Below are 23,799 nucleotides of genomic sequence, written 5' to 3' on the forward strand. Positions count from 1 at the left end.
CGTCGGGTCGGTGTCGATGTGGTGTATCGCCTCCGGCGAGAGCAATCGACCGCTCGGGAGTTCGACCCACCCGGTCGCCAGCAGGCGAATCCGACCCCTTCTCGCGGCTTACCCGAACAGCGACTCGCTTCGGGCGTCTTGGATGGCGTACGCCGCCCCCAGAATCGCCACTCCGAGGAACACTTCGGTGTACCCGGGCGGTGTCGGGTTCGGCAGCAACGACCACGCGAAGATGGCGAGGCTGAAGAGGACGAGGAGCCAGATACGCCACTTGCCGAGGAGTCGCCTTCCGAAGTCGGTGCCGTTCGACCCCTCTTCTTCCAGTCGCCCGGTGCCCGAGTCAGCCCTAATGGCCTCCTCTCCGGTTTCGCTTTCCCTGTCGGTGTCGTCCGTGTCGGTTTCGACGTCCGTATCGTTGCGAACAGACATCTCTTCCCACCACCTGACGGTACGGCGTCGACCCTCAAAGGTAGACGGCAAGAATACAAAAGCCGTTGAAGTGGACGCCGAAGCTACGCGACGTACTCGTACTTGCGCTCGTTCATGCGGCCCCACCCGGTGAAGACGAACTCGTCGGCCGGGGGAGTGAACTCCTCGATCTCCGTCTCCTTCTGATGGTTGTGCGCGTCGTGAACTTGCTCGTACTCGTCGTAGTCGAGTTCGTAGCGGCGTTCGAGTTGGTCGTCGACGTCGAGCGCGCGTATCTCGTCGAGCCACCCGTCGCGAACCGTCTCGGCGTGAATCTCCGCCTGCGCGCCGGAGCCGTACGAGCCGACGAGCAGCCGGTCACCCGCGAGCGACCGTCCCGCCTCGGCGGCGTTCTTCAGCGCGCTGATGCGGGCGATGTGGACCGAGCCGGTGTACCAGTTGCCGACCTGTTCGGAGATGGCGAGCGTCGGTTCGATGGCGCGGGCGTACCAGTCGAGGTAGTTGTCGGTCTTCTTCAGCGCGTCCATGTAGTCGCGGATGGCCGCCTCGTACTCATCCCACGACCCGAAGTCGGCCTCGCGTGGTTGGCGGCCGATCTCGTCGGCCATCGCGGCCTCGACGTCGGTGCCCCGGGTCATGTGGCGATACCCCAGGAGGGCCGCCTTTCGGACCATCCCGGGGAACGGCGTGTGGAACGGAATGTACTCAAAATGGTCGGGGTGGGTGTCGCCCGCGACGCTCTCGTAATCTTCGAGCGCCTCGCGCATGCGTGCGAGGTACACCTGCACCGAGCGCTTGCCGTCGACGCTCGGGAACTGCTGGTTCGGCTTGAGGAAGTCGGTCTCGTCGGCGGAGCCGTAGCCCTGTTCGGTCGAGAGCTCGACGAGATCTGGGTCCTCGGAGATGAGCATCGCCACCGCGCCCGCGCCCTGCGTCGCCTCGCCGGGGTCGCCGCGCTCGTACAGGGCGGTGTCGGTGGCGACGACCAGCGCCGACCGACCGCGGTTGCGACCGGCTTTGATCCAGTTGTAGGCGTCGTCGAGACTCTGCGTTCCGGCGATGCAGGCGAACTTCCGCTCGCCCTTGTTCGCGTGGTGGAAATCCTCGTCGTACAGCTGTTCGAGACAGCCGGCGATGTACGTCGAGACTGGCTTGGAGTTGTCGAAGGAGCTCTCGGTGGCCACGTCGATGCGGCCGATGTCGTCCGGCGTCAGGCCGCGGCGCTCCATCAGTCGCTTGGCCGCGTTCGCGCCCATCGTGACGATGTCCTCGTACACGTCGGGGAACGAGGAGGCTTCGAGACCGATTCCCTTCGTGTACTTCTCGGGCTCTTCGCCCTTCACCGGAGCGAACGTGCCGGGGAGGTCGAGAACGAGCTTTCCCGTCCACATTTCGACGGCGTCGATGCCGACTGCGGTCATGAATGAGGGATAACGAACATGAGTATATGGGCCTGTCGATGGGGGGTTCGTCAGGTGTCGAACTCAGTACGTGCCGACGGTGAACGTCATCGACTTACTCGACCCGTCCGCGAACCGAAGGCTGACGGTGAGTTCCTCGTTCTGCATGTCCACCTCGTCGCCGGACTCACTCTCGCGGAAGTAGAGCAGCGAGAACGTGACGTCGCTTCCGGCCTCTGCGGTCGCGCGCTCGGTCAGTTCCGCGCGTGTTCCGAGCCGGTAGCGACTGTCGTCGTCGTCGCCTGCCTCGTAGTAACCCGACTCGTCGGTGTCGAGGTAGAGTTCGTGCTGTCCGGGTTGGTTCTGTCCTCCGTTCTGCTCCTGCAGATTGCCCGCCGCGTCGGTGTCGACCGTTATCGCTTCGACCGTCACCGGGTCCGAGCCGTCGTTCGAGACGTTGAACCGGACCGTCGACGACTCCCAGAACGGCTCCGCGTCGCCGTCGTAGCTGACGCTGCTCGCGGCCGTTCCGTCGTCGCTGTCGTCACCGCTGCTACCGCTTCCTTCCGGGACCGTCAACTCGAACGTCGCGTACTCCGCCGCTTCCTCGCCGTACCCGATATCGACCTCGACGTTCTCGTTTTCCGTCGCCTCCTCCGGCGCCTCGTAGACGACGCGCAACCGACCCTCGCTGTCGGTCGTCCGTCCCTCCGGGAACGTGACGCTGCCGTCGCCGGTCGTCACCTCGGCGTCCAGTTCCTCGCCGGTCACCGGGTTTCCGAACCCGTCGCGGACCTCCGCGACGAGCATCCGATTCGTGCCCGCCCGCACCGTCTCGTCGTCGCCGGAGACGTCGGTGACGTACGCCGCCTCCGTCTCGCCGACGTTCGAACCGACGCCGACTTTCGCCATCCGGAGCGAGTACGTCTCGTCCGCTTCGAGCGTAATCGTCAGGATACCGTCGTCGACGGCGACGTCCTCGACGTACCCGCCTTCGGTCTCCGATTCGAGTAGTTCGCGCCAGTCGTCCTCCGACAACTCCGTCGCGAGTGAGATCCGAATCGGTTCGTCGTCGCTCGTCACCGTCGTCGTTCGCGTCGAGGCGCTCGCCGGCCGCACGTCGACCGAGGTCGCGCCGGTCCGCGCCGCCGACACCTCGCCGTCGAGCGACACGAGAGAGATGCGCCGCCCGTCGACGAGCGTCTGCTCGCTCTGGGGGAGTGTCGCGCCGCCACCGAAGCGGTTGTACAGCACCGAGTTCTCGTACACCGTCGTCGGCGGGTTCCGGTACTGCGTGTAATCGGGCGTGTATTCGAGCGACCGCGTCTCGAACGAGCGAATGTCCTCGCCTGTCCAGTAGTCGGCCGTCTCCCCGTCGACGGCTCTCGCGTTCTCGATTTCGATGCCGTCGGCGACGCGCTCTGTCATCGAGAGGCGCCCGCTCGCCGGTGGTGGATTGACGAACAACACCCGGTTCGGATACCGCGCCCCGAGAGAGATCGAAACCGGGTGCGTCGCGTCGGTGTTCGCGCTCCGCAGAATCGCGTTGCGCGCGTCCAACAGTTCCTGTTGAACGCGCTGGTTGTGGTCGAACTCGACGCGCTCGTTGTCCGTCGGGACGACCTGCGCCTGATACATCGACATCGAGAGTATCAGGATGCCGAACAGGAGGACGGAACCCACCTGCACGGTGACCGCACGTCGGTCGTCCCGAAAGTTCATGAGCGGGACAAGTCACGGAGACAGTAAAAGTTACTGCTCCGACGACTGTCTGGTCGTCGAACCGATTACTCGTCGTCTTCGACGACTTCGGGGTCGCTCATCGCGCTCTGGAGGCTGTCGAGACCGTTGACCCACTCGGAAACGAGACCGTACTCCAGTTGCTCGGCGACCGACATGTCGAGCTCCGCGCCGTCGATGATGTGCGTGCCCGCCTGGACGAGATACCCGAGTGCGGCGTCGAGGTCGTCCTCCGCCTCGGCGTCGGCGGCGGCGTGGACGTACTCGTCGACGGGTGCATCGCCGACGGTGCCGCTGTTGACGTACTCCTCGGCGGCGTAGAAGACGCAAACGAGACTCGTCTGGACGCCGTCGATGAGCATCAGTTTCTCCTCGTCTTCGAGCGACGGTTCCGAGAGGACGATATCACGAATCTTCGCGAGTTCGTCGAGCGCTCGTTCCTCGTCGAGCGCGTCGTCCTCGTACGCGGAGACGATTTTAGCGACGGCGATGGCCGCGTCGTCCTGCAGGTTCAACAGCAGTCGAGCGGAGTCCTCGTTCTCGGGGTCTAACTCCTCTTCTTCGACGCGGGTCAGCCAGTTTTGCCACCGTTCCTCCGTGTAGAACGTTTCCTCGGGGTCAACCATATCTCACCCGAACGCTGCAGTACTCAAATGCCTTTCTTCTCAGCGGACACAACGTGCGAACGCCTCACTCGGTGGCGATTCGAGGTCGAATTTCGCCGACCGGACGGCGTCTGACGCAGCGTCCTCACCGGAGAAAGTCAAATACAGCGACAGTTTTCGGTGCACAGAGGTCCCACCGCGGTTTCGGTCACGCGTCCGTCATCTGTCGAGCGTCGCCTCGGTGTCGATACCGTAGACACGCTTCGGCGTCTCGACGTGCGCGTTCCGCATCGCGTCCCCGTATCCCTCCCCCAGCAGCCAGCGGACGCGACGCGGCACCGTCTTCGGTCCCAGCACCGCACCCGGCCGGTCGGGGTCGTCGACGAAGTCCGTCTCCATCAGGAACGGTTCGCCGGTCTCGACGGCGACGCGCAGACGGTCCTTCTCGCTCATCACGCTCGGCGTCGGGCCGCGGAGTCTCCCGGCCGCGTAGTGTTTGACGACGTTCTCCGCCGGGAGGCCGCGTTCCTCGGCCCATTCGGCGATGTCGGTGAGGTCCTCACTCGATTCGGTGTGCAGTTGGACCGCGCAGTCGTGCTCCGCGCCGAGCGCGAGCGCGTGCTTCAACACGTCGTTCGAGGCGGTCCAGACCGAGTCCGACACGTCGTAGTGCGGGCGTCCCGATTTCAGCGCCAGCGCACGCCCCTCGGCGACGAACTCGGCGGCGACGTCGAGGCCGGCACACATCAGGTCGCGCGCGTCCTCGGGCGCGAAGCCGCGCTCGTCGGTCAGACGGGAGACGAGGCCGGGGTGGACACCGAGAACCGGCCACGCACGCCCGTCGAGCACCTCGGTCGCCGAGGCGACCGCGCCGAGCGTCTCCTCGAAGACGGCGCGAAAGTCCTCGCCCGTCTCGGCCTCCACGCCGAGGTGCCACGAGGGCTTGTTGACGACGAGCAGGTGCGTGCCGCCGAGGCGCGCGAACTCCTCGACGGCCTCGACGCCCCGGCCGTGTCGCGGGTCGAGGTGGAGGTGGTTGTCCAAGACGGGGATGTCGAGTTCGTCCATGGTCGTCGTCGGTGCGTGAGAGAGAAAAGTCTGGCCGAGTCGGACGGGAGGTCGGGACCCTGTCGGCCTACTCGCCGAGGGTGATGCTCTCGGTGGCCGCGTTCCGGAGCGCGTCCGACCGCCCGTGCGCCCCCGGCGCGATGGCGAGCGTCCGAACTCCCTGCGCGTTCGCCATCTCCAGCACCGGTTTGAAATCCGTGTCGCGCGAGGCGATCGCCATCGTTCCCACACTCCCTTCGATGGCGAAGCGCGTCGCGTCGACGGCGAGTTTCACGTCCACGTCGCCGCTCGTGACGATGACCTCGTACCCGCGGGCCTCCGCGGCCTGAATCAGTCCAGGCGTCGCGTGTTCGTCGAGATACAGTCGCGTCGTGACGAGACGCCCCGCCCCTTCCGCCGACTCCCGCACGTCGTCCAAGTCGACGTCGAACTCGTCGCGCAGAATGTTCGGCCCGTCGACGAACAGCGCGACGCCTCTGTCGCGCCCCGACTCGTCCGTGAGCCGTCCGAGCAACTCCATGACCCCGATTTTCCCCGGGAAAGTATAGGCGTGCTGATTCCGACCCCCATTCGTACGAACGCATCCGACGAGAATGTTTTCACCGATTTTCATTTATCTAGTTTTGACAATAAGGAAAATAATTAAATATCCTAGGTGTAACTTTCAGGCGCAGCTATGTCAGACAAAGACACTCCGTCGTGGAAGCGTCGTGGATTCCTGAAGACGACCGGTGCGCTCGGCCTCGTCGGCCTGAGCGGCGTCGGTGCGGCGACGCCGGGTCGCAACCCCGGTCCGAAGGAAGACGAGATTCTCGTCGGCGTCTCGAAGACGGCCGACAGTCCGAAAGCGGAAGTCGAGACGGCCGTACCGGGCAACGCCCGAGTCGTTCACGAGAACAAGCAACTCAGCTACGTCGCCGTGAAGTTCCCATCGCAGGCGTCCGACACCGCCCGCGAGAACTTCATCGAGACGGTGACGAAGCGCGATAACGTCAAGTACGCCGAGAAGAACGAGACGCTCGAAGCGCTGTATACACCGTCGGACGACCGGTACGCCGACCAGTACGCGCCGCAGATGGTCAACGCCGACGCCGCGTGGGACACCACGCTCGGCAGTTCCGACGTCACTGTCGCCGTCATCGACCAGGGCGTCATGTACGACCACCCGGACCTCGCCGACCAGTTCGGCTCGAACGAGGGCTACGACTTCGTCGACGACGACTCCGACCCGTACCCGGACGTCCTCGAAGACGAGTACCACGGGACTCACGTCGCCGGCATCGCGGCGGCGACGACGGACAACGGCGAGGGGATCGCGGGTATCAGCAACTCCACGCTGCTGTCGGGACGCGCGCTCTCCGAGGAGGGCAGCGGTTCGACCGCCGACATCGCCGACGCAGTCCAGTGGGCCGCAGACGAGGGAGCGGACGTCATCAACCTCTCGCTCGGTGGCGGCGGCTACACGGACACGATGAAGAACGCCGTCTCCTACGCCCACGACGCTGGCTCGCTCGTCGTCGCGGCGGCGGGTAACGACTACGGCTCATCGGTCTCGTACCCGGCGGCGTACAGCGAGTGTCTCGCCGTCTCGGCGCTCGACGAGGACGAGTCGCTGGCGGACTACTCGAACGTCGGCGAGGAGATAGAGCTCGCCGCCCCCGGCTCGAACGTCCTCTCGACGTGGACGACCGACACCGAGTACGACAGCATCTCCGGCACCTCGATGGCGACGCCCGTCGTCTCCGGCGTCGCCGGACTGACGCTCGCGCAGTTCTCGCTCACGAACGAGGAGCTCCGCGACCACCTGAAGGCGACGGCCGTCGACGTCGGTCTCTCTAGCGACGAACAGGGTAGCGGCCGTGTCGACGCCGAAAACGCCGTCACGACCGAACCGGGCAGCGGCGGCGGTGGCGACGATGACGACGATGACGACGATGACGACGACGGTGGCGACGGCGACTCCACGTCGTCGTCCCTCGACGACTCGCTCAGCGGCTACTGGGACTCCGACTGCTGGAGCTACGGCTTCGAGTACGACGGTCCCTCGAAGGTCGTCGTCGAACTCTCCGGTCCGTCGGACGCCGACTTCGACCTCTACGTCGACGAGGGCTCTGGCTCCTGTCCGACGACCAGCGACTACGACTACCGCTCGTGGTCGCCCGACAGTCAGGAGACCATCACCATCGACAACCCCGACGACTCCACGGACCTGACGGTGCTCGTCGACTCCTACAGCGGGAGCGGCGATTACACGCTCACCATCACCGAGCACCAGTAACTCGGTAGCGATAGAATCGTCAGTCATCGACTTCCGGTCCCTGTTCTCGCCGCGCCGCACTCGTCGTCGACCGTCCCGTTTCGAGAACCACCACACACTCTACAATTTCCACAATTTGTACAAGGCGCGAGTTCATACGCCTCGGTCCCGTGTACGTGTTATGCGACTTCGGTACGTCGACGGGCGCGTCCGAATCGACGGCTCGTCGGACGCGTTCGGCGATGCGGACAGCCCGGTCGTTTCCGACTCGCGTCGAGTCGACGCACTCCACTACCGAGCTCTCCGCGACGCGCTTCGAGCGGCGGACCCCGACCTCGAAGACGAGGTGCTCGACCCCGTACCCGGCCCGGTACTCGCGTGCTCACTCTCGCTTCGGCCCTACCAGCGAGAGGCGCTTCGCCGCTGGCAAAGTGACGAACGCGGCGTCGTCGTCCTCCCGACCGGGGCGGGCAAGACGTACGTCGGCATGGCGGCCATCGACGCCGTGGGCGGGCCGACGCTCGTCGTCGTTCCGACGCTCGAACTCGTCGACCAGTGGCGCGACGAACTGGCGTGTTTCGAGGTGCCCGTCAGCGAGTTCACCGGCCGGGCGAAAGAGTTCGCACCGATTACGGTGACGACGTACGACTCGGCGTACACCCACGCACCGACGCTCGGCAACCGTTTCGAGTTCGTGCTGTTCGACGAGGTCCACCACCTCGCCGCCGAGAAGTACCAGCGCATCGCCGAGCGGATGGCCGCCCCTGCCCGGATGGGGTTGACCGCGACGTACGAACGAGACGACGACCGACACACCCGACTCGTTCGACTGTTGGGCGGGAAGGTGTACGAGATCGGGACGGACGACCTGACCGGCGAGTACCTCTCGACGTACACCGTCGAGCGAATCACGGTCGAACTCACGCCCGAGGAGCGTGAGGCGTACGACGAACACGCCGCGGTGTTTCGCAACTACGTCGCGTTCAGCAACGTCTCGCTCGACGCCCCCGACGGCTACCGGAACCTGGTCATCAGAAGCGGCAACGACCCGCGGGCGTGGCGCGCGATTCGCGCCAAGGAGACGTCGCGCAAAATCGCGTTCAACGCCGAGTCGAAACTGGACGAACTCGCTTCACTCCTCTGTGAGTGCCGCGACGAGGGCGACCGGGTCATCGTCTTCACCCGCTACAACGACCTCGTCCACGTCGTCGCCGACCGGTTTCTGATTCCCGCTATCACGTACAGGACGCCGACCGACGAGCGCCGCGCGATTCTCTCGGGGTTCAAGACCGGCCGGTACGACGCTATCGTCAGTTCGCAGGTGCTTGACGAGGGCGTTGACGTGCCCGACGCGAACGTCGGCATCATCCTCAGCGGCACGGGAAGCGAACGCGAGTACCGCCAGCGACTCGGCCGCATCCTCCGTCCCTCCGAGAGATCTGCTCGTCTGTACGAACTCGTCTCCGCCGACACCGGCGAGGTTCGTACTGCCGACCGTCGCCGCGTTTGATTCACCCATCAACTCCCGATGCTCACGAAGAAACTACTCGAAACCCGACGGCGAAAACCCGAGATATGGCCCGTCTACCGACCGCCCGAGGAGTACCGTACCGTCGCAGCGTCCGTCCTCGCCGCCTATCGAACCGGCGTGACGAAGGCCGAACTCGACGAGACGCTCCGCGACGTCGAGACGCACGAGACGTACACGCTGGTGCGTGGCCTCAGAAAGTTACTCGACCGAAGACTCTCCTTCGACCGCGACCCGCCCGCCGACCCGGCCGACCTCCGCGAAGCGGCGTTCGAGCGCGGGTTCGTCACCGACGTCCGCGAGCGACGGGAAGTGATGGACGCCGTCGGCGACGAGTTCGGCATCTCCGGCGAGGCGGTCGCCGACGCGCTCTGGGCCGACAGAGATCGCGAAAAGCGTCTCCGCGACGCACCTACCATCGGCCCCGCGGACCTCCTCCGGCAGTACAACCTCGCGCTCACGGGGACGTTTCTCTGCGACGCCGTCTCGCTCACCGTCGAGAGTCGGACCGACCTCGACCGTCTCGCCGCCGCGGCGTCCGAACTCGGCGTGATGGTCGACTATTCGGGCGACACGGACGAGACGGACAACTCGCACGCACTCCGCGTCGTCGGTCCGGCAGCGGTGGACCGCAAGTATCGGACGTACCGAAAGCGGGTCGCCGAGTGGGTCGGTCGCGTCGTCGCCGCGAGCGACCACTCACTCGCGGCGCGCGTCGAAGTCGAGGTTCGCGGCGAGACGCGACTGTACGAGTTCACGGTCGATTCGACGGAAAGTGACCTGTTCCCGCTCTCGCCGTGGTCGTGCACGCCCGACGACGACCGGCGAGCGCGGTTCGTCGACCGAATCGAACCGCGGCTCCCGCGGTGGCGACTCCGGACGAGTCCGACGGTGCTTCGCGGCGTCGACGGCGGGGGAACCGATGGTGACGGCGCGCGCGCCGTCGCCGACCTCACGTTCGAGCGCCCGCACAGCGGCCGCGAGTGCTATCTCGCCGTCTTCGACTGTTGGACACCCGAGTTCCTCGAAAGCCGCTTGAGCGCACTCCGGGCGGCCGCGGGCGACAGGCCGATACTCGCCGCCGTCAACGAGCACCGCTGCTGTGTGTCCGGTGCCGGCGCGGAGACGCTGAGAGACGGCCTCGCCTCGCGTCTCGTCGCGGAGCGTGCGACGGACGCCGACGCGGTCCTGTGGTACGCGAACGCCTTCCCGGTCGAGGGCGTCGCCGTCGAACTCGACGCGCTGGAGCGCGAGTGGGTCGAGACGGACCGCGACTACCTGCTCCCCGTCAACCTCGACGCGGAGTCCGACGCGCTGGAGGTCGACGCCTTCGCGTACGACCGGCAGGTCGAACCCGAGGCGGTGCGCCACCACGCGCTCGATACCGGCTACGGCGTCCTCTCGAACGGGACGTATCTCCCCGAGCATCTCGCGTCGGAGCTCCGAACGGAAATCGAGTCGCTCGACCGACGGACGCTCGACGCAGTGCGACCGCTCCTTCGGAGCCACGATCTCGGGACCGATGCGCTCTCCGAGCTCGGGTATCGCGTCGACGACGAGGAGAATTGCGTACCTCTTCGAGTTCGGCGACGTGAAGCGGATTGATCGGTGACGACAGTGACGGTGTCGGTCAGAGTTGGGATGTTGGCGAAAAAAGACGGGTCGGCTTACCGCTCGTTGACCTTCAGCACCTTCCCCGCGGCGATGGTTTGGCCCATGTCGCGGATGGCGAAGGAACCGAGTTCGGGAATCTCGCTCGACGGTTCGATGCTGAGCGGTTTCTGCGGGCGCAGCGTGACGATGGCGGCGTCGCCGGCTTTGATGAAGTCGGGGTTCTCCTCTGCGACTTCACCCGACGCGGGGTCGAGTTTCTGGTCGATGGACTCGAACGTGCAGGCGACCTGCGCCGTGTGCGCGTGGATAACCGGCGTGTAGCCGGCGGTGACGACCGACGGGTGCTGCATGACGACGATCTGCGCCTGGAACGTCTCGGCGACCTTCGGCGGGTCGTCGGCCGGGCCGCAGACGTCGCCGCGGCGGATGTCGTTCTTGCCGATGCCGCGGACGTTGAAGCCGACGTTGTCGCCGGGTTCTGCGCGCGGGACTTCCTCGTGGTGCATTTCGATGGTTTTGACCTCGCCGGAGACGTCCGAGGGCTGGAACGAGACGTTCGCGCCCGTCTCCAGGATACCGGTCTCGACGCGGCCGACCGGCACCGTTCCGATACCCGAAATCGTGTACACGTCCTGAATCGGCAATCGCAGCGGCGCGTCCGTCGGCGGCGACATCTCGGGGAGGTTGTTCAGCGCCTCCAGCACCGTGGGGCCGTCGAACCACGGCATGTTCTCGGAGCGCTCGGCGACGTTGTCGCCCTCGAACGCCGAGATGGGGATGAAGCGCGCGTCGTCGGTGTCGAAGCGGACCTGCGTGAGCAGTTGCTTCACGTCGTCGACGACCTCGCGGTAGCGGTCCTCCTCGTAGTCGACGGTGTCCATCTTGTTCACCGCGACGATGAGCGTCTCGATGCCGAGCGTCCGCGAGAGGAACACGTGCTCGCGGGTCTGCGGCGCGACGCCGTCGTCGGCGGCGACGACGAGAACCGCGTGGTCGGCCTGCGACGCGCCCGTGATCATGTTCTTCACGAAGTCGCGGTGACCGGGCGTGTCGACGATGGTGAAGTAGTACTTGTCCGTGTCGAAGCGCTGGTGGGCGATGTCGATGGTGACGCCGCGCTCGCGCTCCTCGGCGAGGTTGTCCATCACGTAGGCGAACTCGAAGCCGCCTTTGCCCTTCTCGGCCGCTTCCTCTCGGTGCTGCTCGATGACGTGCTCGGGTACCGACCCCGTCTCGAAGAGGAGCCGCCCGACGAGCGTGCTCTTCCCGTGGTCGACGTGGCCGATGATCGCTAAATTCTGATGTGGTTTGTCCTGTGCCATGGTAACAACAGACGGTGCGCGCCTGTCAGATTCCTTATGACGTACGAGAGCAAAACGGTTGTCTCCAGTACGCTACCCGAACGTAGTTACGATTGATACGTTCGTGAACGGGAGAGACTCACGTATCGGCGACGGTGGCTTCGGCTGAAAAGAATAGAGGGAGCGGTCGCGTGCGGAGGACTTACGCCGAGTAACCCGGCGACTGCGCCTCGATGACGTCGGCGATGTTCGTCATCTCCTCGCCGACGGTGGCGACCAGGTCGTCGAGCGTGACGATGCCGACGAGTTTGCCGTCGTCGTCGACGACGGGGAGTCGGCGTACTTTGACCTCGCCGAACTTCTTCGCGACGGCGAACCCCTCCTCGCTCTGGTTGATGGTCTCGGGGTTCTCGGTCATGATCTCCTCGGCGGTGAGCTCCGAGATGTCGTCGTGGTCGGCGACGGCCAGCGCGATCTCTCGGTCGGTGACGATGCCGCGCGGTTCGTCGTCCTCGACGATGACGACGGACCCGGTTCCCTCCGAAGAGAACATCTGCGCGATCTCTTTGATGGTCGTGCTCGGTTCGGCTGTGACGACGTCCTCGGTTGCGAGGTCACCAACTGGCATAGCGACTACTAGACCAACGGTGAACGTGGTAATCGTGGGGCCTGTATTTGCACGGGGTTTGACGACGGTCGAGATGCCTCATACCCTGCAGAAAATTCTAAAAACTGCACAAATTCTAAACTTCTCGAAGAGTCCCGACAGCGTTCACTCCGCGACGGCCGAAAGCGGCAGCCGAAAACGATAGCCGGAAGCGACGGCCGAAAGTGACGACCGAACTCCGGATCATTCACAACGCTCGTCGGCGACTACCTCGACGTGACCGGCCAGACGGTGGCCGTACCGGTCTCTGGAGCGAACATCGACCTCACGCAGTTCGCCGACTACGCCGAAGACGGCCTCGCCGAACTGGTCGCTACCGGACACTTCGGCTGACTGTCGACGACTGGCCGAGAGTAGCGGGAGCGGTCGCCGAAGCCGTCGAAGGACGCGGTTCGGAGCCTCTCGACCGGGTAGCGACAGCGTCGGAAGAGTGTCCCGAAGGCGGTCGACTGATTACCTACCCGAAAACTACGGGAGAGAGGGAACCGACCACGACGATTTTCTAGCCCCACATTCGGTTTATACGAACGCTTTCGGTGAGGACTTCGAATGTCGTCCAGTAGCGCGGATGGTCCCGACAACCCTCTCAGCAGACGTGAGAGCGAGAGAGATTGGAGAGAGGAGGACGTCAGAACGCCTGCATCGCGCGACTCATGTCGGCGAACGTTGCGGTGCGGCGTTCGGTGAGAGCGGTGGCGTCGGCCTGAGTCTGATCAGGATTTTTTGCTACAATCATAGTAAATACGTCGACAGAGGGGTAGATAAAGATTCTCTCAGGAACGTCGACTGGTGCGGCGTCCGAACCGACGATTCCGGCATGTTCGTGCACATTTCGGATTCGATATTCGCTCAGTCCCCCGAATCGGGCGTGCTCTTTCGTTCCAGATACACGAACGAGCACATTGCCGCTATCGGCGCGAGAGAAGATACCAAAGCATTACTTACCCCAACCCAAGCCACTCATATGGCCCATCGGAAACCGCCGCTGCGGGAGGTCCACGCCGACCGCGGGGCGACGTTCACCGGGTTCGGCGGATGGGAGATGCCGGTGGAGTTCGACTCCATCCGCACCGAACACGCCGCGGTTCGCGACTCGGCGGGTATCTTCGACGTCTCGCACATGAGCGAGATCGAGGTGTCCGGGCCGGACGCGACCGAGTTGATGCAGCGGCTCACGACCAACGACGTGACGGCGCTCGACCCGGGCGACTCGCAGTACTCCTGCATCACCGACGGGTCTGGCGTCATCCTCGACGACACCGTCGTCTACGCGCTGCCCGACGAGTTGACCGACGCCGACTCGCCGGAGCCGACGTACCTGTTCGTCCCGAACGCGGGCCACGACGAGCAGATGTACGAGCGGTGGACGACTCACTGCGACGAGTGGGGTCTCGACGCGACCGTCGACGACCGGACCGAGGAGTGGGCGATGTTCGCCGTGCAAGGTCCGGATGCACCCGACCTCGTCGCCGACGCTGCGGGCTCCGACGTGCTCGACCTCTCACGGTTCGAGGCCGCGTACGCCACTGTTGCAGCAAGCGAGTGTCTCGTCGCGCGGACGGGGTACACCGGCGAAGACGGCTTCGAGGTGCTCTGTCCGTGGGACGCCGCCGAAACCGTGTGGGCTGAGTTCGACTGCCAGCCCTGTGGCCTCGGCGCGCGCGACACGCTCCGAATCGAGATGGGTTTCCTGCTCTCGGGCGAGGATTTCGACCCCGAAAACGAGCCACGAAACCCCTACGAGGCGGGCATCGGGTTCACCGTCAAACTCGACACGGAGTTCGTCGGGCGCGACGCGCTCGAACGGGCGAAGAAAGACGGCGTCGACGAGCGATTTGTCGGCCTGAAACTCGACGAGCGCGGTATCGCCCGTCACGGCTACGAACTCCGCGACAAAGATGGCGAGAGTATCGGTCACGTGACCAGCGGGACGATGAGTCCGACGCTCGGAGAAGCTATCGCGTTGGGCTACGTCAAACGCAACTACGCGGAACCGGGCACGCGCATCCGGGTCGTCGTCCGCGGCGACGAAAAGCGCGCACGAATCGTGAACACACCGTTTCTGGAGGACAAATAGATGTTCGAAGTACCTGACGACCTGCGGTACATGGAATCGCACGAGTGGACAACGACCGACGACGTAGCGCGAATCGGCATCACCGACTTCGCCCAGGACGAACTCGGCGACGTGGTGTTCGTCGAACTGCCCGACGAGGGCGACGAACTCACCAAGGACGAGGAGTTCGGCGTCGTCGAGAGCATCAAGGCGGTTTCGGACCTGTACGCACCCATCTCGGGCACCGTCGTCGGCGTCAACGAGGCGCTGTTCGACCAGCCCGAACTCGTCAACGACGACCCCTACGCGGAGGGGTGGATGCTCGAAGTCGAGCCGGCGAACGAAGCGGAGTTCGACGAACTGCTGACCGCAGAGGAGTACCGCGAGCAGACCGAATGACGCGAGAACGAGGCAGCCCCTACGCACCGCACGCCGACGCGGAGATGGCCGCGATGCTCGACGCCATCGGCGTCGACGACGAGGAGGCGCTGTTCGACATTCCCGAGGGCGTCCGCTTCGACGACGAGTTCGGCATCGAACCGCGGAGCGAGCAGGCGCTGCGACGGGAGCTGACGGCGCTTCTGGCGAAGAACGACGACCTCACCGAGTTCATGGGACGCGGGCACTACGACCACTACGTCCCCTCCATCGTCGACAGCCTCTCCCAGCGCGCGGAGTTCATCACGAGCTACACCCAGTACCAACCGGAGATCACGCAGGGGTTCCTGCAGGCGCTGTTCGAGTACCAGTCGATGCTGGTCGAACTCACGGGGCTTCCGGTGGCCAACTGTTCGATGTACGACGCGGCGACGGCGCTCGCCGAGGCCGCCCGTCTCGCCGACCGAGTCCGACAGGCCAGCGGCACACGAGTGCTCGTTCCCGAGTTCCTTCGTTCGGGCAAACGCGGCGTCCTCGACAACTACCTCGCCGGCGCAGAGATGACCGTCGAGACGTACCCGATGGACGACGGTAACGTCGACTTCGACGCGCTGACCGAACTCGTCGACGACGAGACGGCGATGGTCTACGCCGAGAATCCGACGGTCCGCGGCACCATCGAGGAGCGTCTCTCTGACATCGGTGACCTCGCCGCGGAGAACGACGCGCTGTTCTGTCTCGGCACCGACCTCGTCGCGCTCGCACTACTGGAAGAACCGGCGAGCGTCGGCGCGGACGTTGTCGTCGGCGAGGCCGGCGTGCTCGGCCTCCCGACGGCGTACGGCATGGGACTCGGACTGTTCGCCACGCGCGAGGAGTATCTCCGCCAAGTTCCGGGTCGACTCGTCGGCGTCAGCGAGGACGCCGCCGACAAGCGCGCCTACACGCTGACGCTGCAGACGCGCGAGCAGCACATACGCCGCGAGCGCGCGACGAGCAACATCTGCACGAACCAGGCGTGGGTGGCGCTCCGCGCGGCCATCCACCTCGCGTGGCTCGGGCCGTCCGGACTCGTCGACCTCGCGGAGGACTGCGTCCGCGACGCGGCCACCCTCGCCGAGCGCCTCGACGCGCTCGTCGGACTCCAGGCTCCGATCCACGACCGCCACCACTTCCGCGAGTTCGTCGTCCACACCGACCAACCGGCGGCCGCCATCGCCGAGGACCTCGAGACAGAGGGGTACGCGGTCCACGTCGTCGGCGAGCACCTGCTGCAGGTGTGCATCACCGACGCGAACGCCCACGACGCCGACGGCCTCGTCGCGGCCTTCGAGGAGGTGCTCTGATGATTCACGACCAAGCCAGATACGTCGAGAACGGCCAGTACGAACCGCTACTATCGGAGAAGGAGACGACCGAAGTCGAAATCGGCGAGAACGACGACTCGCCGCTTCCCGACGACCTGACGCGCGACTCGGTCGAACTGCCCGACGTCTCGGAGCCCGAACTGGCGCGGCACTACACGCGGCTCTCACAGATGAACTGGAGCATCGACAGCGGGCCGTACCCGCTCGGCTCCTGTACGATGAAGTACAATCCGAAGTTCACCGAGGACGTGGCCGCCGACCCCAACGGTTCCGTCCATCCGGACCGCTCCGCGCGGAGCGTCCAGGGGTGCCTCGGACTGCTTCACGGCCTTCAGGAGTATCTCGCGAGAATCGGCGGGATGGACGCCGTCACGCTCCAGCCGCCTGCGGGGGCCGCCGGCGAGTTCGCGGGCATCCTCGTCGCGAAGGCGTACCACGAGGCCAACGGCGAGGACAGAAACGAGGTCATCATCCCCGCGAGCGCCCACGGCACCAACTTCGCGAGCGCGGCGATGGCCGGCTACGACGTGGTCGAACTCCCCTCCGCCGAGGACGGCCGCGTCGACGTCGAGGCGCTGGAAGCCGCCGTCGGCGACGACACCGCCGCGCTGATGCTGACGAATCCCAATACGGTCGGCCTGTTCGAGCGCGACATCGAGCACATCGCCGAGACGGTCCACGACGCGGGCGGGTTGCTCTACTACGACGGCGCGAACCTCAACGCGCTGCTCGGCCGTGCTCGCCCCGGCGACATGGGCTTCGACATCATGCACTACAACGTCCACAAGACGTTCGCCACCCCGCACGGCGGCGGCGGCCCCGGTGCGGGCCCGGTCGGCGTCGTCGACGAACTCGCCGAGTACCTGCCGTCACCGCGCGTGCGCGAGCGTTCGTCCGGCTCCGGCTACGAACTGTTCGACCCCGAGCGGTCGGTCGGCAAAGTCCACGGCTTCCAGGGCAACTGGCTCGTCCTCGTCAAGGCGTACGCCTACATCGCGCGCCTCGGCGACGAGGGACTGCTCGACGCGAGCGCCAAGGCCGTGCTGAACGCGAACTACCTCGGCTCACAGGTCGAGTTCGACATCCCGTACGGCCCGTACCACCACGAGTTCGCGGCGACCTCGGGCGAGAAAGACGCCGCCGACGTGGCGAAGCGGATGCTCGACTACGGCGTCCACCCGCCGACGACGAAGTGGCCCGAGATGGTGCCGGAGGCGATGCTGACGGAACCGACCGAGATCGAGAGCAAGAAGTCGCTCGACGACCTCGCCGCGGCGTTCAACGCCGCCGCCGCGGACGACGAGGAGACGCTCGCCGACGCACCGTCACGGACGACCGCCCGGCGCATCGACCAGGTGAGCGCCGCGCGCAACCCACGACTGTCGTGGCGCGCGCTCGACGGCGACGAGTGAGTCGTTGCGACGAGATTACGACGCTTCCTCGTCGAGAATCACACCGTCGTCTTTGACGTTCGGCGCGCCGACGACGAGCACGGTTCCGGGCTCGACGGCGGTCAACTGCCGCTTCGCTTCCGGGGCGACGACCACGTAGTCGTCGGGTTCGAGTTCGAGCGTCTCGTCTTCGACGCTGAGTTCGAATCGGCCGTCGAGGACGACGTACAACTCCTCCTGTTGCTTCTGGTAGTGGTACGGCGTCGATTCGCCCGCCTCGAACGTCCAGACGTTCGGTCGCATCGTCTCGGGACGGAGGTGGTACCCGACCGGTTTCACGCGGGCATCGGCCGCGTCCGCCTCGTGTGTGTCGACGTCCGAGAGGTTGACTCGTGAGTACACGGCGCACCGTTCGCTATGGACGACGAAAGAACGTTCGGCGAATCTCCAGTCCGTATCGCACCGGAGGGTGTATGGGGCGGATGCAGAACGGTACGACACGGACGTGAAGTGGGAAATCGGCAGAGACGGAGCGTAGGAGTTCGGCAGGCGAAACCGAAGGGACGTCTGGAGAGAGGGCTCGGGGCATACCGCGGGACAGCGGCCGGACATCCGCTACTGCGTGCTGTCGATCCCGTCGATGAGGATGAAACCGTAGTCGCACTCGGTACAGCGCCACTTCGTCTTCTCGCCGAGGTGGAGGGTCGTACTCGCCGAGCGGTAGAACTCCTGACTCCCGCCGCAACTCGGGCAGTCGTGTTCCATTTCGAGACTCATGTCGCTATCTCGCGCGGGCGTGGTGTTGAAGATGTTGGTTCGGGGGCGACCCTCCTTTCGCCTCTCGTCGGTTCAGCGACGCTCCGGAGACGTTCCGGCGACGCTTCGGCGTGAAATGGGCGCGTGGAAACTGAGCGATAGTGTTCGAGTCGAAGCGTCCGGGCCGCCATATAGTGTATTCTGCGATATTGAGTGCGGTCTTATCGTCGTCGCCCGCCTACCGCTCTCATGGCCGAGAGACGAATCGGTAGGATTCGCTCGGCGAGCGCATTCAGGCGAGACTCCCCGACGCCCGGGTCGTGAAGTGTTTCAACACCGTCTCGAACGCGCAGATGGTCGACCCCCACTTCGAGGCGGAGACGCCACCGATGTTCGTCTGCGGGAACGATGTGGGGGCGAAGCGAGAGGTCGAGGAGTTGCTAGTCGAGTTCGGATGGCCGAGCGCGATGGACGTCGGCGATATCACCGGCGCGCGGTATCTGGAAGCACTCGTCCCGCTGTGGGTTCGCGTCGGCCAGCAGTTGGGCACGTACGGTCACGCGTTCGCGGTGGTCGAGTAGCGACAGTAACCCGGAGAATCGGTCGAGAAGGCGCTTTCGTACTGTCGATATGAAACACGGAATCGCCTTCGGCGTGAGACACCGCCTCGTGCTCGACCCGCGCCGTTTCTCGAACGACAGAAATACTCAGAGCGCCTCTAGACGAGTATTCTCCTTCGTTTCGGCGCGTGCGCTCCACCGCGACGGTAGATTCGACCACGACGGTCGAGAGCCCGCCCGTGGGCGATCTCCGTCGACGCAGTCGAAGGGGGTGGAACTACATGACTACCAAAACTGACGAACTACGGGCGCTGTTCGCGCGGCTCAGTCGGCAGACGACGTTTACCGAACACCAACGACCCGACACGCACGCCCTTTCAACCGACGACGACCTCGACGCAGCGCTCCGGTGCGTCGTCCGCGAGATGCGAGACGAGTACGGCTTCAGAACCTCGCTGGACGAGAGCGACCTCGAAACGATGGTTCGAGGGTTCTACGCCGGACAGTCGGACGCTGAACTCGCCGCCTCGCTCGACACTTCGGCCGGTGTCGTCGAGCGAGCGCGCATCCACTTACAGCTGCTCCGCGAAGGCGACCTCGAAGGACCGGTCGATCACCGGAAGTTGGCGAGACTGCTCGACGAAGGTGCGTCGACAGACGAGTGCGTGGTCGCTCTCGGTGTGAGCGAGCGCGCGATTCGACGGGCAAAGCAGGTGCTCGTAGCGCGACGAGCGGCGCAACAGAGTGGGTATCGGTTCCACTTGGAGTTCGAGTCGTTGCTGCGTGAGGCGGGGCTGAGCGACGAGATGGTGGCGACGAGACAGGCCGACCGCGCCGTGTTCGCGGACGTTCTCGATTGAGTGTTTGCCTCATCAAGCGGCATCGTCGACGGAGCCTACGTGCGGTAGGTCGTCCGTGCGGCGACCCGTCTGTGCGGCAATCGCCCGTGTGGCGACCTGTACACGGTACAGTCAGGAGAGATGCGAGTCGACCGACCGTCCGCAGGCGAACCTCTTTGACGCGCGCGCACCTACCACCGGACATGTCCATCGAACTCTACGCGCTGGACGGCTGTCCGTACTGCGAGAAAGTCCACGACGCGCTGCAGGAGAACGACATCGACTACGAGACGTACTGGACCGAGGCGATGCACTCCGAGCGCGACGAAGTCAAGCGCGTGAGCGGTCAGCGCGGCGTCCCCGTGCTCGTCGACGACGACCACGGCGTGACGATGAACGAGAGCGAGAACATCCTCACGTACATCGAACAGACGCTGGCGCGATGAAGATCTACACCGGTCGCGGCGACGAGGGACTGACTGACCTCCGGGACATGTCGCGCGTCTCGAAGACGAGTCCACGCATCGAAGCCTACGGTACCGTCGACGAGGCGAACGCGCTCGTCGGCACGCTCCGACCGACCGGCTACGACGACGTCGACGAGATACTCGAACGCGTCCAGAACCATCTGCACATCATCCAGGCGGACTTCGCGAACCCCGACCCCGACGAGGACGACCCGCAGGTGCGCGAGGAGCACGTCGAACGGTTGGAAGAGTGGATTGACGAGACGAGCGAGGAACTCGAACCGCTGCAGTCGTTCATCCTCCCCGGTGGGAGCGAGTCCGGTGCGGGGCTGCACCACGCCCGAGCGGTCGTCCGCCGCGCCGAACGCCGCGCCGTCGCACTCGCCGGCGACGAACCGGTGAACGAGCACGCGGTGACGTACCTCAACCGACTGTCGGACGCGCTGTTCGTCTTCGGTCGGCTCGTCAACGCCCGCGACGGCGAGAGAGAGGAGTCACCGACGTACTGACCGCTCGTCGGGTAGCGTCGAAAGAACCCGGTGAGTCCGAGATGATGCCCACGGACGCCGGGGGTTGGGACAGATGCGGTGTCTGACGAGACCGGACAGGTGCGGTCACAACACCGTGTTTTAGGTTAGCCTAAGACACGCAAAAAGCGTTGCGATTTAGGTTGGCCTAAAACAGCCGGGACGCGTGAACACCCGCGGAACGGCGCGTCGCCCGGCGGTTTCGGGGGGCCGAAGCAACGGTCGGACAAGAAAATCCTTAAGTTCTACCCGCGGGTACGACTGAGTGCCGGGTTGGTGATCTAGTCTGGTTATGATACCTCCTTCACACGGAGGAAGTCGGCAGTTCAAATCTGCCCCAACCCATTTCTGATTCCTCGCAACGACGAGTGATGCGAACGGCGCAGCCGTGAGCGGAGCGATGAGTCCGTGGAATCGAAACTGGTGACGGCAGCTTGAACTTGGGAGTGCAGCGAGCGAGGTGCGCGGAACGACCGAAGTGTAAATCTGGCCCAACCCTCTTCTGGTTCTTCGAATCAGATAGCGGCACGAATTACGACCGTTGAGAGCCCAAAGCAACGCGCTTTCGATTTTTGACGCACGGTGCGTGTGACCGACTCACGCGCCACCAACCGCTTTGCGAAACAGTTTAACTGACCGGCCGGTTAGTACGACCAAGACCCTGACCGACCAGTCAGTCGAGCCCCACCAAATGAACGAGAAAACCTCCACCGAACTGAGACGCGCGACGTACCGCGCGCTCTGCAAGTACGGGCACGCCGCGGTGACGATGCGCGACATCGTCGACGAGTCCTCGAAGAGCGAGGTGACCCTCTACGACCGCTTCGAGAGCAAGCGCGGCCTGCTGGTAGCGCACGATTCGAGGGACGAAACCGAGGTGCGCGCCGAGTGAGCCTGCTCGACCGCATCGACAGCGTGTTCAAAGGTCCGGAGGACGTCGACCTCACCTCGGGCGGCATCGCGCGGCCGCTGTTCTACCTCTCGTTGCCCATCGTCCTCACGAACCTGATGCAGACGGCGTACAACCTCGCCGACACCTTCTGGCTCGGCCAGTACGACACCGCCGCGCTCGCAGCCATCAGCTTCGCGTTCCCGATGGTGTTTCTGCTCATCGCCATCGGGATGGGCTTTTCCGTCGCGGGTAGCGTGCTCGTCGCCCAACACACGGGCGCGAACGACGCGAAGCAAGCCGAGTACGCGGCGTCGCAGACGGTGACGTTCTCGCTTCTCGCCGCGCTCGTGCTCGGACTCGTCGGCTTCGTCTTCGTCGAACAACTGCTGAGCATCTTCGGGGCGTCTCCGGAGGTACTCCCGATGGCGACGAGCTACATGCAGGTCATCTCGCTCGGCCTCATGTTCATGTTCGGCTTCTTCGTCTTCGTCGCGCTGATGCGCGGCTACGGCGACACCGTCACCCCGATGCTCGTCATGTTCGGGTCGGTCGTGCTCAACATCTTTCTCGACCCGTTTCTCATCTTCGGATTCGAGAACAATCCCCTCTTTACGATGCTCGGAATGGAGAACCTCCAGTCGACGCTGTTCGTCATGACGGGCTACACCGGGTCGGGTATCACCGGCGCGGCCGTCGCGACCATCTTCTCGCGGGCGCTGGCGCTGGCCGTCGGGTTGGCGATCATGTTCGACGGAACCCGCGGCGTGGAGATTCACCTCCGCGACATGACCCCGAACTTCGGCTACGCGCGGAAACTGCTCGCTATCGGACTCCCCGCGTCCGTCGAGGGCTCCGGCCGCGCCGTCTCGATCAACCTGCTGCTCATCGTCGTCGGACTGTTCTCGACGAACGTCGTCGCCGCCTACGGCGTCGGGACGCGCGTGCTGTCGGTCATCTTCCTGCCGGCGCTCGCCGTCGCCCGCGGCGTCGAGACGATGACCGGCCAGAACATCGGCGCGGACAAACCCGACCGCGCAGAGAAGGCCGCCACCAGCGCCGCCTTGACGATGTTCGTCGTCCTCTCGGCGTTGGGCGTGCTCACCTGGTTCGCCGCCCGCCCCATCGTCGGAGTGTTCACCGACAATCAGGAAGTCATCGCAATCGGCGCGGAGTTCCTCCGCTTCGTCGCGCCGACGTTCGGCTTCATCGGCGTCGTCCAGTCGTTCGTCGGGAGTTTCCGCGGCGCGGGCAAGACGGTCGTCGCCGCCGTCATCTCGGTGTCGATGCTCGGCCTCGTTCGCCTCCCCGTCGCCTTCTTCGGGGCCACCGACTTCGGTGTGGGTCTCGGTTCGTCGGGTATCTGGCTCGGATTCGCCGTCTCGAACGTCGTCGGCGGCGTCATCGCGTTCCTCTGGTACCGCCGGGGAACGTGGCGCGGCGTCGACATCTCGTCGAATCGGGACGCACCGAACGTCGAGGCCGAACTGACGGACGACTGATTCGTCGTCGCCCCGGTGTCTCGTCTCTCCTCTCTCTCCCCTCTCCTCTCACGCCTTCTCCGCAGCCGAACCATCACGGGGGGGAGACGGTCGTTCTAGCCTGCGAAACGGTGATTATCCGACGTTCGCTATCGGCGAGACAGATGGAACTGCTATTCAGATTACTGGTCGCCGGATTCGTCATCGTCGCCCCGTCGGCGCTGTTTCTCGGTCTCTGGCACGGGTTACATCGGCTTCGGGACGACCGCCTCGTCGAACGACTGTTCGACGAGACCGACGACGCGGAACTGAGCCGTGGCGGTCGGTTCGTCCTGACGCCGACAGCGCGGCGCAGTCGCGCGTCCGGATCCGTCGCCTGTGCGGCCTGTGGAACCCCGAACCCCCGCGGAGTCCGCTTCTGTCACGACTGTCTGTCGAAACTCGACGCGGCGTAGAAGAGGGGGCGGTCAGTCTCGGTG

The 23,799-nt window shown here is 65.0% G+C and carries 24 protein-coding genes, 1 tRNA gene and 1 pseudogene; 15 read left to right on the forward strand and 11 right to left on the reverse strand.

All coding sequences use genetic code 11. From position 1 onward, the window contains the following. Positions 1-9 precede the first annotated feature (9 nt). The 7 genes and pseudogenes from LAQ74_RS20740 to LAQ74_RS03095 form a co-directional block, all read right to left on the reverse strand. A pseudogene (locus LAQ74_RS20740) lies at positions 10-96 on the reverse strand (hypothetical protein); the annotation flags it as partial. 12 nt (positions 97-108) lie between these two features. Further along, a complete protein-coding gene (locus LAQ74_RS03070; protein ID WP_224334929.1) occupies positions 109-429 on the reverse strand; it encodes a hypothetical protein in 321 nt (106 codons plus the stop codon). A gap of 83 nt (positions 430-512) precedes the next feature. Continuing rightward, entirely contained in the window at positions 513-1,850 is a 1,338-nt protein-coding gene (gene hmgB, locus LAQ74_RS03075; RefSeq protein WP_224334931.1) for a hydroxymethylglutaryl-CoA synthase, read from the reverse strand. A gap of 63 nt (positions 1,851-1,913) precedes the next feature. Continuing rightward, positions 1,914-3,551: a hypothetical protein gene (locus LAQ74_RS03080; protein WP_224334933.1), complete on the reverse strand. Its 1,638-nt coding sequence runs from the start codon at positions 3,549-3,551 to the stop codon at positions 1,914-1,916. A gap of 65 nt (positions 3,552-3,616) precedes the next feature. Then, positions 3,617-4,195, reverse strand: a complete 579-nt coding sequence (locus tag LAQ74_RS03085; RefSeq protein ID WP_224334956.1) for a DUF2150 family protein — start codon at positions 4,193-4,195, stop codon at positions 3,617-3,619. A 198-nt stretch (positions 4,196-4,393) separates the two neighbouring features. After that, entirely contained in the window at positions 4,394-5,242 is an 849-nt protein-coding gene (locus LAQ74_RS03090; RefSeq protein WP_224334958.1) for a TatD family hydrolase, read from the reverse strand. 67 nt (positions 5,243-5,309) lie between these two features. Continuing rightward, positions 5,310-5,762 (reverse strand): NYN domain-containing protein, encoded by a 453-nt coding sequence (locus LAQ74_RS03095; protein ID WP_224334960.1) that lies wholly within the window; start codon positions 5,760-5,762, stop codon positions 5,310-5,312. 156 nt (positions 5,763-5,918) lie between these two features. Between LAQ74_RS03095 and LAQ74_RS03100 the strand changes: the two genes are divergently transcribed. The 3 genes from LAQ74_RS03100 to LAQ74_RS03110 all read left to right on the forward strand — a co-directional run bounded on the left by LAQ74_RS03100 (position 5,919) and on the right by LAQ74_RS03110 (position 10,632). Next, positions 5,919-7,520, forward strand: coding sequence for a S8 family serine peptidase (locus tag LAQ74_RS03100; RefSeq protein ID WP_224334962.1), 1,602 nt, complete (start codon positions 5,919-5,921; stop codon positions 7,518-7,520). A 160-nt stretch (positions 7,521-7,680) separates the two neighbouring features. Next, a complete protein-coding gene (locus LAQ74_RS03105; RefSeq protein ID WP_224334964.1) occupies positions 7,681-9,009 on the forward strand; it encodes a DEAD/DEAH box helicase family protein in 1,329 nt (442 codons plus the stop codon). A gap of 18 nt (positions 9,010-9,027) precedes the next feature. After that, complete coding sequence (locus LAQ74_RS03110; RefSeq protein ID WP_224334966.1) at positions 9,028-10,632, forward strand: DUF790 family protein; 1,605 nt, start codon at positions 9,028-9,030, stop codon at positions 10,630-10,632. 62 nt (positions 10,633-10,694) lie between these two features. On the opposite strand, the gene tuf is transcribed toward LAQ74_RS03110, so the two are convergent. Further along, positions 10,695-11,963 (reverse strand): translation elongation factor EF-1 subunit alpha, encoded by a 1,269-nt coding sequence (tuf, locus tag LAQ74_RS03115; protein WP_224334968.1) that lies wholly within the window; start codon positions 11,961-11,963, stop codon positions 10,695-10,697. A 181-nt stretch (positions 11,964-12,144) separates the two neighbouring features. Further along, positions 12,145-12,570 (reverse strand): CBS domain-containing protein, encoded by a 426-nt coding sequence (locus tag LAQ74_RS03120; RefSeq protein WP_224334978.1) that lies wholly within the window; start codon positions 12,568-12,570, stop codon positions 12,145-12,147. Between the two features lie 1,003 nt (positions 12,571-13,573). Here LAQ74_RS03120 and gcvT point away from each other — a divergent pair. The 4 genes from gcvT to gcvPB are packed head-to-tail and all read left to right on the forward strand — an operon-like array spanning position 13,574 to position 17,822. Then, entirely contained in the window at positions 13,574-14,686 is a 1,113-nt protein-coding gene (gene gcvT, locus LAQ74_RS03125; RefSeq protein WP_224334981.1) for a glycine cleavage system aminomethyltransferase GcvT, read from the forward strand. Next, positions 14,687-15,064, forward strand: coding sequence for a glycine cleavage system protein GcvH (gene gcvH, locus LAQ74_RS03130; protein WP_224334983.1), 378 nt, complete (start codon positions 14,687-14,689; stop codon positions 15,062-15,064). After that, positions 15,061-16,389 carry an aminomethyl-transferring glycine dehydrogenase subunit GcvPA gene (gcvPA, locus tag LAQ74_RS03135; RefSeq protein WP_224334985.1) on the forward strand — a complete coding sequence of 443 codons (1,329 nt, stop codon included), beginning with the start codon at positions 15,061-15,063 and terminating at the stop codon, positions 16,387-16,389. Before gcvH ends, gcvPA begins: the two co-directional genes overlap by 4 nt. Next, on the forward strand, positions 16,389-17,822 hold the full coding sequence (gcvPB, locus tag LAQ74_RS03140) for an aminomethyl-transferring glycine dehydrogenase subunit GcvPB (RefSeq protein ID WP_224334992.1): 1,434 nt from the start codon (positions 16,389-16,391) through the stop codon (positions 17,820-17,822). The genes gcvPA and gcvPB overlap by 1 nt, the downstream gene beginning before the upstream one ends. A 15-nt stretch (positions 17,823-17,837) precedes the next feature. On the opposite strand, the gene LAQ74_RS03145 is transcribed toward gcvPB, so the two are convergent. Then, complete coding sequence (locus LAQ74_RS03145) at positions 17,838-18,203, reverse strand: cupin domain-containing protein (RefSeq protein ID WP_224334994.1); 366 nt, start codon at positions 18,201-18,203, stop codon at positions 17,838-17,840. Between the two features lie 213 nt (positions 18,204-18,416). Continuing rightward, the gene (locus LAQ74_RS03150) at positions 18,417-18,578 is read right to left on the reverse strand and encodes a DUF7838 family putative zinc beta-ribbon protein (protein ID WP_224334996.1); all 162 of its coding nucleotides are present in this window, start codon (positions 18,576-18,578) and stop codon (positions 18,417-18,419) included. A gap of 299 nt (positions 18,579-18,877) precedes the next feature. Here LAQ74_RS03150 and LAQ74_RS03155 point away from each other — a divergent pair, with 299 nt between their 5' ends. The 8 genes from LAQ74_RS03155 (at position 18,878) to LAQ74_RS03190 (ending at position 23,775) form a co-directional block, all read left to right on the forward strand. Then, positions 18,878-19,138 carry an NAD(P)-binding domain-containing protein gene (locus LAQ74_RS03155; RefSeq protein WP_224334998.1) on the forward strand — a complete coding sequence of 87 codons (261 nt, stop codon included), beginning with the start codon at positions 18,878-18,880 and terminating at the stop codon, positions 19,136-19,138. A gap of 260 nt (positions 19,139-19,398) precedes the next feature. Then, positions 19,399-19,977 carry a hypothetical protein gene (locus LAQ74_RS03160; protein WP_224335000.1) on the forward strand — a complete coding sequence of 193 codons (579 nt, stop codon included), beginning with the start codon at positions 19,399-19,401 and terminating at the stop codon, positions 19,975-19,977. A gap of 182 nt (positions 19,978-20,159) precedes the next feature. Continuing rightward, a complete protein-coding gene (locus LAQ74_RS03165) occupies positions 20,160-20,402 on the forward strand; it encodes a glutaredoxin family protein (RefSeq protein WP_224335002.1) in 243 nt (80 codons plus the stop codon). Further along, the gene (locus LAQ74_RS03170) at positions 20,399-20,932 is read left to right on the forward strand and encodes a cob(I)yrinic acid a,c-diamide adenosyltransferase (RefSeq protein WP_224335011.1); all 534 of its coding nucleotides are present in this window, start codon (positions 20,399-20,401) and stop codon (positions 20,930-20,932) included. The genes LAQ74_RS03165 and LAQ74_RS03170 overlap by 4 nt, the downstream gene beginning before the upstream one ends. Before the next feature lie 288 nt (positions 20,933-21,220). Beyond that, positions 21,221-21,295: transfer RNA gene (locus LAQ74_RS03175), tRNA-Val, on the forward strand. 346 nt (positions 21,296-21,641) lie between these two features. After that, positions 21,642-21,842: a helix-turn-helix domain-containing protein gene (locus LAQ74_RS03180; protein ID WP_224335013.1), complete on the forward strand. Its 201-nt coding sequence runs from the start codon at positions 21,642-21,644 to the stop codon at positions 21,840-21,842. Then, on the forward strand, positions 21,839-23,341 hold the full coding sequence (locus tag LAQ74_RS03185) for an MATE family efflux transporter (protein ID WP_224335015.1): 1,503 nt from the start codon (positions 21,839-21,841) through the stop codon (positions 23,339-23,341). Before LAQ74_RS03180 ends, LAQ74_RS03185 begins: the two co-directional genes overlap by 4 nt. Positions 23,342-23,484: 143 nt before the next feature. Continuing rightward, positions 23,485-23,775 carry a zinc ribbon domain-containing protein gene (locus LAQ74_RS03190; protein ID WP_224335017.1) on the forward strand — a complete coding sequence of 97 codons (291 nt, stop codon included), beginning with the start codon at positions 23,485-23,487 and terminating at the stop codon, positions 23,773-23,775. Positions 23,776-23,799 lie beyond the last annotated feature (24 nt).

It is taken from the genome of Haloprofundus halobius (assembly GCF_020097835.1).
GTDB classification, from domain to species: domain Archaea; phylum Halobacteriota; class Halobacteria; order Halobacteriales; family Haloferacaceae; genus Haloprofundus; species Haloprofundus halobius.